The 11386-nt window shown below is 70.8% G+C and carries 7 protein-coding genes; 2 read left to right on the top strand and 5 right to left on the bottom strand.

Translation table 11 applies throughout. The features are described 5' to 3' along the window. Window positions 1–1194, bottom strand: a 1194-nt coding sequence (locus HG542_RS31045; RefSeq protein ID WP_171087350.1) for an aminopeptidase P family protein, incomplete at its 3' end; no start/stop codon positions are given. Window positions 1195–1372: 178 nt separating this feature from the next. Here HG542_RS31045 and HG542_RS31040 point away from each other — a divergent pair. Both HG542_RS31040 and HG542_RS31035 read left to right on the top strand, forming a co-directional pair. Beyond that, window positions 1373–2332, top strand: coding sequence for a LysR family transcriptional regulator (locus HG542_RS31040; protein WP_171087348.1), 960 nt, complete (start codon window positions 1373–1375; stop codon window positions 2330–2332). A gap of 167 nt (window positions 2333–2499) precedes the next feature. Beyond that, the gene (locus tag HG542_RS31035) at window positions 2500–4998 is read left to right on the top strand and encodes a collagenase (protein ID WP_171087346.1); all 2499 of its coding nucleotides are present in this window, start codon (window positions 2500–2502) and stop codon (window positions 4996–4998) included. A gap of 378 nt (window positions 4999–5376) precedes the next feature. Here the strand turns inward: HG542_RS31035 and HG542_RS31030 are convergent, their stop codons facing one another. The 4 genes from HG542_RS31030 to HG542_RS31015 form a co-directional block, all read right to left on the bottom strand. Then, window positions 5377–6462, bottom strand: coding sequence for a hypothetical protein (locus HG542_RS31030; RefSeq protein WP_171087344.1), 1086 nt, complete (start codon window positions 6460–6462; stop codon window positions 5377–5379). 142 nt (window positions 6463–6604) lie between these two features. Then, window positions 6605–7759: an oxygenase MpaB family protein gene (locus HG542_RS31025; protein ID WP_171087342.1), complete on the bottom strand. Its 1155-nt coding sequence runs from the start codon at window positions 7757–7759 to the stop codon at window positions 6605–6607. Between the two features lie 94 nt (window positions 7760–7853). Next, window positions 7854–9995 (bottom strand): PIG-L family deacetylase, encoded by a 2142-nt coding sequence (locus tag HG542_RS31020; RefSeq protein WP_171087340.1) that lies wholly within the window; start codon window positions 9993–9995, stop codon window positions 7854–7856. A 781-nt stretch (window positions 9996–10776) separates the two neighbouring features. Further along, window positions 10777–11022: a hypothetical protein gene (locus tag HG542_RS31015; RefSeq protein WP_171087335.1), complete on the bottom strand. Its 246-nt coding sequence runs from the start codon at window positions 11020–11022 to the stop codon at window positions 10777–10779. Window positions 11023–11386 lie beyond the last annotated feature (364 nt).

Raw genomic sequence — 11386 nt, 5'->3', positions numbered from 1 at the left:
GACGGTGAGCACCTGCCCCTCCTCCAGCACCCCGTCCAGATACGCCTCGGCGCGCGCCTGGGCGCAGTCGTGGACGTCCAGGCCGAGCATGTGTCCGCTGCTGCACAGCGTGTAGCGGCGGTGGAAGTCGCCCTCCGCACTCTTCAGCACCCCCCATTCGGCGAGCCCTTCGGCGATGACCCGCATCCCGGCCCGGTGGAAGTCGCGGAAGCCCGCCCCCGGCCGCAGCGCGGCGATGCCCGCCTCCTGGGCGGCCAGCACGAGCTCGTAGACCTGCCGCTGGACGGGCGAGAAGCGGCCGGAGAGCGGGAGGGTGCGGGTGATGTCGGCGGTGTAGAGGCTGTCGGTCTCCACGCCCGCGTCCAGGAGCAGCAACTCCCGTGCGTCGAGCGGCCCGTCGTTGCGTATCCAGTGCAGGACGCAGGCATGGGCGCCGGAGGCGGCGATGGTCTCGTATCCGGTGCCGTTGCCCTCGGCGCGGGCACGCAGGCCGAAGACGCCCTCGATCCAGCGCTCGCCGCGCGGATGCGTCATCGCGCGCGGCAGGGCGCGTACCACGTCCTCGAACCCGGCGGTGGTGTGGTCCACCGCCCGCTGCAGCTCCGCCACTTCCCACGCGTCCTTGACCAGCCTCAGTTCGCCGAGCACCGAGGCGAGTTCGGCGTCGGTGGCCGCGTTCCGCCCGGGCGGGAGCCCGCCGAGGGCGACGCAGCGGATGCCCGTCATCCGCTCGGCCTCCGCGAGACCGGGGCGGGGTCCCACCCAGAACTCGCCGTAGCGGCGGTCGCGGTAGAACCCCTCGTCCGTGCGCGGGGAGCGCGGCCGTACATGCAGGACCGCCTCGTGGCCGTGCGGCCCGTCGGGTTCGAGGACGAGTACATGCCCGGCCTGTTCCTCGCCGCCCAGGCCGGTCAGCCAGGTGTAGGCGCTGTGCGGGCGGAAGCGGTGGTCGCAGTCGTTGGAACGCACTCTCAACTCCCCCGCCGGGACGAGGATCCGCTCCCCGGGGAAGCGCGCGGAGAGCCGGGCCCGGCGGGCCGGGGTGAGGGCGGCGACGGGCAGCCGGACGTCGCCGCCCTGCGGGGCGGCCTCCCAGCCGGACGCCATGAAGGAGGCGAGCTCGGGCGAGACGGGCAGGTCGTGACTGACCGTCCGGATCGGGGAAGTGGTCGTGGATGGAGCCGACTTGGCCATGGGGCCTCCCTCGGACACGGGTGGGTGGGGGACGTGACGTGCCGGGATCCTGTCAGTGCAATATCACATTACTGTGTCACCGGTCACACGTCAGTCATGCCGGCCGTGTGACATTTCACAGAAGCCCGTGGGGCCCACCCCTGTCCGGACACCGCCGCAACTCCCTACCATCCGCGGCATGGACCTGGAGCTTCGGCACCTACGGGTGCTGTGTGCCATCGCCGACGCCGGGAGCGTCGGCCGGGCCGCGGCGGACCTGGGGTACTCCCAGCCCGCCATGAGCACACAACTCCGGCGGATCGAGCGGTCCTTCGGGGAGCCGCTGTTCGTGCGCAGGACGTCGGGCGTCGAGCTGACGCGGTACGGCGTGGAGGTGGTGGCCCAGGCCCGTGACGTGCTGGCCCGCGCGGCGGCGATCGGGCGGCGGCCCGCCGGGGGCGCCGCGGGAGCGCGCCGGCCGCTGCGGCTGGCGGCGACCAACTCGCCGGTCCTGTCCGGCATGGTCATGCGGCTCCGGACCCTGCTGCCCGGTCTCGATGTCACGGTGAGCAGCGTGTACGCGTCCTCGGAGATCGTCGAACTCCTGGAGCAGGGCGCCGTGGACGCGGCGATCGCGGCGGACTACCCGGGCCGGGAGCTGCGGCATTCGTCCGCGGTGGCCCATCGCGGGATCGTGACGGAGCCGTCCTTCGTCGCCCTGCCCGCGCATCACCGGCTCAGGCACTGTCCCGAGATCGCGCTCGCCGATCTGGCCGGCGACGCGTGGTTCCTCACCCCCGACGACGGGGCCGGCTGGCCGGGGGTGTTCTACGCGGCCTGCGGCTCGGCCGGGTTCACGCCGGTGGCGGTGCACGAATTCCTGGGCGACCGGCTCCAGTTGCAGGACATGATCGCGGAGGGCATCGGGGTGTCCGTCGTCCAGGCGACGCACCGGCCGACCTCCGACGTCCTCGTCAAGCCGCTGGCCGGCACGCCGCTGTGGTGCCGCTATGTACTGGCCTGGCGCCGCGAGGGCCTGGCCGGCGAGGTCGCGGACACGCTCTTCGGTTCCGCCGCCGCGGCGTACCGCGAACTCATCGCGCACGCACCGCACTTCCGGGCATGGGCGTCGCGGACGTGGAGCGTGACACGGGTCTGAGAGCGCGCGGCGCACGGGGGACGGGAGCGCCGACGTTATGGCATGCCCATGCAATGTGCTATGTCACACCCCATTGTCCGGGCCCTGACGCGGTGGGACGGTGCCGCATACGCCTCGGCTCGCCTCCCGGGGCGCACCCCCCACGCACCTCCCACAAAGGAGTCTGGATGCTCCAGCGCTTCACCCTGCCCAGATGTGTGTCCGGCAGCCTGGCCGCCTGTGCCACGGTCGCCGGCCTCCTGGCGACCCCGGCACTCGCGGCACCCCCGGCCCCGGTCGCCACCCCCCATGCCCGGACGGCCTCCCCCGTACCGCCGACCGGATCGACGGCCGGCAACGGCGAACGGGACGCGGTGCAACGCCGGCGGATGTCCGTCGACCGGCTCCCGCCGCTCAGCCCCGCCCCGCGGACGGCGGAGCAGAAGCCGCACGCCTCCGAGAAGCCCGAAGCCTCCTGCACCCCGGCCGACTTCGGCAGCCGGTCCGGATCCGACCTGGTCTCGTTCGTCAGGGCCGCGTCCAAGGACTGCGTCAACACGCTGTTCTCCGTCACGGGCCCGGACGCGCACAACATCTTCCGCGAAGCCCAGATGGTGACCGTGGCCGACGCCTTCGGGAACGCGGCGGAAACGTATCCCGGCGACGACTCGACCGGCGCCCTGCAGCTGACGCTCTTCCTGCGCGCGGGCTACTACGTGCAGTTCAATCACGCGTCCGACGTCGGCTCCTACGGCCCGGACCTGGCGAAGGCGACCGAGGCGGGCCTGGACGCCTTCTTCGACAACGGCCACTGGAAGGATGTCACTTCGGCGAACGGCGCCACCCTGGGCGAAGTCCTCATCCTGACGGACAGCGCCGACGAGCAGGCCCGATACCTGAACGTCTACCAGCAGGTGCTCGACGGGTACAACAGCTCCTACGACGCGATCCCCAGCATGCTGGCGGCCGTCAACGACGTCTACACGCCCCTGTGGCGCGGCAACTGGAACACGGCCTACGTCAACGCCGTCACCGCCGACCCGGGCATCATCGACACGCTCAAGGCGTTCGCGGTGAACCACCTGGGGCTGCTGGGCACCGACCGTTCCTACCTGGACTCCAACGCCGGGATGAACGTGGCCCGCTACCTGGAGCACCCCGCCCTGCGGGACAAGGTCCGCCCGCTGGCGAAGGAACTGCTCGACGCCGCGAAGATCACCGGTCCGACCGCTCCGCTGTGGGTCACCGTCGCCTCCCAGGCCGACTACTACGACCGGGCCGGCTGCGACTACCTCGGCACCTGCAACCTCGCGGACCGGCTGACCAAGGCCGCGCTGCCGGTCACCCATTCCTGCGACGCGTCCCACACCATCAGCGCGCAGGCCCTGACCTCCGACGAACTCGCCGCCACCTGTGCGAGCCTGCTGGGCCAGGACCCGTTCTTCCACGCCCTCGTGAAGGACAGCGGCGCGATACCGGGCCAGTACGAATCCACCATCCGGCTCGTCGTGTTCGGCAGCCGCGCCGACTACCAGACCTATGCCGGTGCGATCTTCGGCGTCAGCACCGACAACGGCGGCATCACGCTGACCGGCGACCCGACGAAGGCCGACAACCAGCCCACGTCCATCATGTACCAGAAGGCACAGGACGACGGCTTCACGGCCCGGATATGGAACCTCAACCACGAGTACACGCACTACCTCGACGCCCGTTACGACATGAAGGGCGACTTCGCCCAGCAGACGACCGTTCCGGACGTGTGGTGGATCGAGGGTCTCGCCGAGTACGTCTCCTACGGCTACCGCGGCATCACCGACGACGGGGCGGTCGCCGAGGCGGGCAAGCACACCTACCGGCTGAGCACCCTGTTCCAGAACACCTACGCCAACAGCGATGTGACCCGCACCTATCCGTGGGGATACCTCGCGGTCCGTTACATGGCCGAGAAGCACCCGGCGGACCTCGACGCCATGCTCGCGCACTTCCGGACCGGCGACTACCCCGGCGGCTACGCCGTCTACGCCACCGGCATCGGCACCCGCTACGACGCGGACTTCGACAGCTGGCTCACCGCCTGCGCATCCGGCGCCTGTGCCGCCAAGGCGGGACCGGCGGCGGGCTTCGACGCGAAGGTCTCGGGCCTGACCGTGGCCCTGACCGACCGGTCCACCGCGTCCGGCAACGGCCGCATCGCCTCGCGCTCGTGGAACTTCGGCGACGGGACCTCGTCCACGGAGGCGAACCCGAGCAAGACGTACGCCGCAGCAGGCACGTACACCGTCACCCTCACCGTCACCGACGACGGCGGGCGGACCTCCACCGCCCGCAAGCAGGTCACGGTGGGCGGCGACGTGACCACGTGCCAGGACCCGGACACCCGCCTCCTGGGCCGCAACTGCTCCCGCACCGGCCGCTCGGCCACGGCGGGCAACCTCGACTACCTGTACCTCTACCTCCCGGCCGGCACGACGACCCTGACCGCCTCCACGACGGGCGGCACGGGCGACGCCTACCTCTACTACAACCCCGACAACTGGGCGACGGACAAGGCCTACACGACGTCGTCCACCAAGTCCGGCACCGCCCAGAGCATCACCGTCACGAACACGGCAGCGGGCTACCGGTTCATCAGCCTGTACGCCAAGACCTCGTTCAGCGGGGTCACGGTCACGACGCGGTACTGACGGCCCCGGACGCCTGCCCGCGGCCGGTGCCCCTGACGGGGTGCCGGCCGCGGGCGGCTGCGAAATCCGTTGGCGTCACGATCGCCGGGCCGCGGATAATCCTGCCGTCCAGAAGCAGGAAGAAGGTACATGACCAGCGTGTTCGCGTGTGCAGACTGCGGCACCGTACTCACCACGGCTACGGCGTCCTCCGCGACGATCCACTGCCTCTGCGTCCGCTGACGCCGTTCCAGCCGGACGTGCGGATATTCCTCCATACGCTGGCACGGCTGCCCGCCGTACAGCAGCCCTGGCTGCGCAGCATCCACGACCGTGTGCGGGCTCATCCGTACACCCGGCCGTTCCAGGGGGCGTTCGTTCGGGCCGTCGAACGTCCTGTCAGGCCGCGACCCGCCCGGTCAGGGCGAGCAGGGAATGGACGTGGGCGCCGCGGGCCATCAGCGGGGCGTAGCGTTCGTCGGCGACGATGCGGGCGCAGTGGTCCAGCTCCGCCAGCCGTCCCTCGACGATGGTGATGTTCTCCCGCGTCTTGTCCAGGGAGCTGCGCAGGGCGTCCTGCTTGCCTCCTCCCCCGCCGAGCCAGGACGGCAGGCCGCCCCATCGTCGCTTGGCGCAGGCCTTCTCCAGGGCGTTCCGGGTGCGCCGGAGCCGGCCGAGCATCTCCTCCATGGTCTGCCGGTCGTGCAGCAATCCGTCCGTGCCCTGGCGGGCGATGCGGGAGTACACGGCCAGCGCACGACCGGCGTCCTGCACGTCGGACCGTGCGCGCTCGAGCGCGTCCGTCGGGTGGCCGGTGCCGGCCAGTTCGGCAAGGCGGTCGGTCAGAAACCGCTCGGTGCGCCCGAGTTGATCCTGTCGCACGGTGGCGATCCATGAGGTGTCCCGGTCCGGGGAACACCGCTGCGCGATGTGCAGCGCGCTGATCGCCTTCCGCCCCTCGGGCGAGTCGACTCCCTCCAGCTCCGCCTCGGCGCGGGCCAGCCGGGGGCGCAGTGCGCCGGCTTGTGCCCGGAGGCCGGCGAGGTCCCCGGCGGAATAGATCCAGTCGTAGAGCCAACGGACCACCGGCGGCCGCCGCTTGGCGCGCTTGCGCGCGAGCCACTGCTCCGCTTCCTCCATGTCCGCCAGTTCCGCGCGCAGGTCCGCGGCCCGCCGGTGGAAGCCGCCGATCTCGGCGACGGGATCCGCCGCGCGGGCCGCTGCCTGCCGGGCCCGGCTGTGCAGCACGGTCCGCAGCCGCTCGTTCTCCTGCCGGTCCGCGAACCGGGCGGCCAGCTGGTCGAGTTCCTGGTCGGTCCGGCCGATGAGCGAGGCGGCGAAGGCGGCCCCGTCATCGGCCGGACGCAGCCACGCGGCACCGTCCTGCGGGAGAGCGGGTTCGGCCGTCCGGGCCGGGCCGCTTCGGACGGCTCCGGACGGCGTCGGCCGCTGGGACCGGGTGGGTTTCGGCACCGTCTGGTACAAGCGGGAGCCTCCGAGGGGGTGGCCGGGCGCGGCGGGACAGGCAGCACGATCGCAGAAGCGGCGATCGGCTTGCAGTCCCGGAAAGTTGACTCCTGCCGCCGTGAGGTGACTGCGCCGGGCCGGGCCGGCCGCTCGCGGGGATTCAGCGGTCGTCGCCCAGTTCCTGGTGCATCTGGGGCTGGTCGTCCTGGTCGTGGGTGAGTGCGTAGCGCTCGACCTCGTTGTACGCCTTGGACGCGATGCCGATGATCTCCTTGTAGGGGTTGACGCCGGTGACCTTCTCGGCGCCGCCGCCGAGGAGCCCGCCGCCGATGCCGCCGACCAGGCCGTGGCCGGTGGAGAGCGGCTGGGCGGCGAGGTCGAGAACGCCCTTGGGCAGTCCGGCCATGTCGGCGTACTTGTCGGTGAACGCGTGGCGGACCATCGCGATGAACGCGTCGTGCACCGGCCCGGGGAAGAACTTCTTGTAGAAGTCGACGGCCTGCTCGGTCATGAAGACGCCGTCGTCGCTCTTCTTCCATTCGTTGTCCCGCACCTGCCGCCACAGGCGCCCGGTCTCGTCGGCGTCCTTGGGGACCATCCACTTGTCCGGGGTGCCGAGGTAGTGGTTGACGTAGTGCCAGGCGCACATGAAACCGTGGGCGTCTTCTTTGGAGACGTCGAAGCCGAGGTTTTTCATCGCTTCGAGGATCTGCACGCTGAACACGCAGATGGCACCGGTGGTGTATTTCTGCGAGACCGGCTCGCCCCACTTGGCGTAGTCCCACTTGCCGCTCTTCTTGTGGAGCTGACGGACGGAGGCGTGCACCAGGCGGACTTTGGTGACGGTCGCCGCGAGGCTGCCGTCCCGTGTGGCGCCGGCGTTCCCCATGTCGATGAACAGCCGCGAGGACTGCGACAGGCGCCGGCCCGGGCCGTCGACCCCGCCGAGGCGGCCGGTGGAGCGCAGGGTGAACGCCCCGGTCGGGGACAGGTAGGTGCCGATCAGGCCGACGGTGCCCTGCAGCATGGACGCATCGCCGTGATAGTGGCGGAAGAAGCCTTCGACGGCCGTGGAGTCCGCGTCCGTCCAGCCGGGCGGCGGCGCCTCGGCCTCCTGCAGGAAGTCCGCGAGCCGCGGCGGCAGATTCGAGTGGTCCTGGCCGGGCTTGAGGGTACCGATGGTCCGGAAGAGGGCGTTGACCCCGTCCACTTCTTTTTTGTCGATCAGGTCGGACACCAGCTGGTCGGCCGGCGGATCGCCGGCCTGGTTGGCGAGTTCGAGTTCCTGCTCCACGTTCCGGGTCGTCAGAGGCACGGGTTTCCTTCTTCCGTCGAGAAGCGGGCGCGGAGCATGCCTTTCCGGCCTTCGCCGGCACCACACGGGCAGCCGGAGAGGAATCGTTCCCCTCTCACTCGAACAGGCGAACTTCGCCCATCCGGGCGAGGGTCATCTGCCGTCCACCGCCTGCATGTGCAGTCCATACGGGTTCGGGGGTCCCCGGCTCCCAACGCGCCACGTGCAGGCGTGCGTCCACGCCGAGAACCGCGGTGACGACGCACCCGTCCGCGTCCAGGACCGAAGAGGGCGCGTGGACCGACAGTGGGCCCGAGGCGGTCCACGTGGGCGGTTTCTCGTCGGCCGGTTCCGGGAGCCGGGCGAAGCTGAGGGTGCCGTGATCGTTGCGGGTGGCCAGGGCGATCCGGCCGTCATGGGTCCTGGTGGCCGTGATGGGACCGGTACCGCCGTGTCCGCCCAGCGACTGCGGCTCGGCCTGCCAGGGTTCCTGCGGGCCCGGCCGGTGGTGGCACAGGATCTCGCCGGTGCCGGGACGGCGCATGAGCAGCAGTGCGCGGCCCTGGTCCGCTGTCACATAGGTGACGGGCCCGGCCGGGGCGGGGAAGGGCAACGGCTGGGGGCGGCTGAAGGAGGGCGATTGGTCGGCTCGGTTCCACTGGACGATCCGGTCCGGGGCGGGGGCGTACAGCTCGACCGTGCCGTCGGGGCGGGTTCCCCAGGCGATGCCCTCCTGGAGGGTACCTCCCAGGTCGCGCCAGGGGCTCCAGGTGCCGGTGGTCTCCAGGCGGCGGTGGCTCAGCGCCCGGTCGAAGTTGCGTACGACGAACTCGAGGCCGCCGCCCGGCAGGGCGACCGGTTCCGGCTGGCCGATCTCCCTGCGCTTGATGGGGTTGAGGCCTTCGGCGTTGTACGGATTCCCGAGGTTCTGCCAGGCGCCGAAGCGGCCTCCCGGTTCCTGCTGGGAGACGAGCATGACGTCGCGGCGGTGTTCGTAGCGGCCCGCCGCGAGCGACATGTGGACGCCGAACACGTGCAGCAGTCCGTCCTCGGTGGCGACGGCGTGCACTTGCGGTGAGAAGAATCCGCCCTCCGGGGCGGAGGTGCCCAGTGGCCTCGGCGTGAACTCCCCGTCGGTGTCCTTCCATTGGACAGGAATACCGTTGAGGACGGTGAATGCCGTGAGCGCTCCGTCACCGTCCCTTTGCAGCCACGTCGAAGCGTGGGAATAGCGCGCGTAGGTGCTTCGCCCGTACGCCTTGCGGCGCGCGCTGCCGCCGAGCTGGAAGTCGCCGGGGTCGACACCGTGCTTGCGGCGGCGGCCGTCCTGGCCCCCGTAGATGTCGAGGCGGCGGGTCTTGTCGTGGAACACCTGCGGGCTGAGATTGCCCGGCCAGACCTTGTTGCCGTAGCCCCGGTAGCTCTCGACGACCGGTGCCTGCTCCGGGGCCTGTTCGCCGTATCGGCGCAGGGCTTCCAAGGCGAACAGAGCTGCTGCCGTGTGCTCTTGGTGGTCGTGATAGGTGACCTTGCCGTTCTCGTACGTGGCGTGGTCGGGGTCCGGGTCGAGCGTGCGCACCGTGCTGGGCCGGTGTTCGGCCAGCAGCTCGACGAGGGCGTCGAGGAGGCCTTCACGGGTGAGGACCTCAGGTGCGTCCGGGAGAGCGTCCGGGAGAGGCGAACCGGTGGGGCGCCGGGTGCGCTGCTGCTCGATTTCCCCCGTCCACAGTGTGTGCAGTCGCATGGGCGGCCGGCCGCCCGTCATCGCGAGGTTGAAGAAGTACAGCGTGACGGGCGCGCGGCCCGCCAAGGACGCCCGTTCGACGTGGAAGCCGCCTGCCGTGCGGTACGCCTCGCGGGTCCAGGGAGCCGACGCATCGTTCAGCGCGGCATCGGCGTACACCGCGCGCAGTCCGCGCTGGCGGGCGGCCACGTACCCCTCGTAATCCACTGCCAGCCGGTCACGGTTCCTTGCCCCGTGGGCGGCATTGCGGCCGTCGGCTTCACCCGCGACGAGATACACGTTGACGATCTCTGCGCCGGCGGCGACGGCGTGGAAGAGGTCGGGCGCCATGAAGAAGAGATCGTCGTCCGGGTGGGCCAGGATCTGCACGTGCCTGCCCAGGGCGGGACCACTGACCTCCACTCCCCGGCCCTGCGGACCGGAGAACCGGAGCCCCGGGCGTGCGGGAGCGGGAAAGACGGCACTGCGCAGCCGCCGGACGGCGGCGTGGACGCTGTTGAGCGAGGCGTGCATGGACAACTTTCGTGAGTGACTCGCGTTCGGAATGCCGGGCCGACGGCCGGCGCCTGTCGGGAGGGCAGACCGAGCGAGGTGGATCTTGAACAGGAAGAGGGGATCGGAGGGCACCTGGTTCCGTAGTGTCGTGATTCTTCTCCGCATGGCGCCCATGCGGAGAAGAAGACGGGCAAATGTGACCGGCGACCACCGTCGGCTCGTCGCCAAGGGTCCGACCTCAGCGGCCGGCAGCGGAGCCGCCGGCCCCCTCCTCTCCGGCCCATCGGGCGCGCCCAGCCCTCCGGTGCCACGCTGGAGGCAGGTTCCGACCCGCGGAACGCGGAGGAGCGGACATGGAGATCAAACCGCAGGCGGTCGCCATCCCCAAGGAGACCGACCACCTGGAGCAGGGGAAGTACGGCCCGGTCTTTCCGAGGACTCCGGCGTCCTGGGCCACCCGGACGAACTCGGCGGCGTCCAGACCCCGCAGCCGACCGCGCTCGGGCGCAACGGCAGTTACGCGGTCTTCCGCAAGCTCCACCAGAACGTCGCCGCCTTCCGCCGCTGCCTGAAGGACAACGCCACCGGACCCCAGGACGAGGAAGTCATCGCCGCGAAGATCATGGGACGCTGGCGCAGCGGTGCTCCCCTGGCGCTTGCCCCCGAGGCCGACGACCCCGCCCTCGGCGCCGACCCGCACCGCCGTAACACCTTTGCTCGGCCGGGGCACCGGGGCGCTGTTCGGCCTCCCCTCCGCCTCCTTCATCGCGCTCGTCCTGGTCGCCGCCTCCCCCCGTGCTCAACCACCGCAGCCCAGGGGGACGGGATCTTCCTCGGGCGGATCCTTGTACGACCAGCAGCCGCAGTCCTCGACCAGGCATTTGCTATCGGGGCCGTTGTGCACGTCGTACGCGTGCGCGCAACCATGGCAGGTGGTGGTGGCGGAGCCGCCGCTATCGGTGACCATGTCGATGGTGAGTCCGATCGCGAACAGGGCCAGCGGCGTGAACGCGAAGATCGCGAGTATCCAGTCGTCCCGGGTCAACGGGCTATCCTCCGCATCCGCCGCAGGGACCGTAGGGTTCCTGGTCGCGCGCCCACCAGGAGTCGCACCGGCATACCCCGAACGGCGACTCGCACTCGCCGCATTTCGGTTCGGATGGTTCGTCCGGTTCAGGGGCCGGGCGGGGCGGTTCGGGTATGCCTGACCGGCTTTTTCGGCATGCGCAGGAAAGGCTTCCCCGGCAACTGCCGCCGCGGATAACCGAGTGGACAAGCCGTTGGTGTCCGCACTCGGCGCACCCGTACTCGGACATGCGGCGGCCTATCCGAACTGGGCCGGCTGGACGAGGGGTTTCTCCCCCAGGCCATCGTGACGGGCGAACCGGCCGCACGGCATGACCGCCGCG

The organism is Streptomyces morookaense (genome assembly GCF_013030945.1).
GTDB classification, from domain to species: Bacteria; Actinomycetota; Actinomycetes; order Streptomycetales; family Streptomycetaceae; genus Streptomyces; species Streptomyces morookaensis.
This window is presented reverse-complemented; position numbering and strand designations above follow the sequence as displayed.

Coding starts and splice junctions, on each gene's coding strand:
- HG542_RS31035 (WP_171087346.1), top strand. CDS start 2,500: ATGCTCCAGCGCTTCACCCTGCCCAGATGTGTGTCCGGCAGCCTGGCC.
- HG542_RS31020 (WP_171087340.1), bottom strand. CDS start 9,995: ATGCACGCCTCGCTCAACAGCGTCCACGCCGCCGTCCGGCGGCTGCGC.
- HG542_RS31040 (WP_171087348.1), top strand. CDS start 1,373: ATGGACCTGGAGCTTCGGCACCTACGGGTGCTGTGTGCCATCGCCGAC.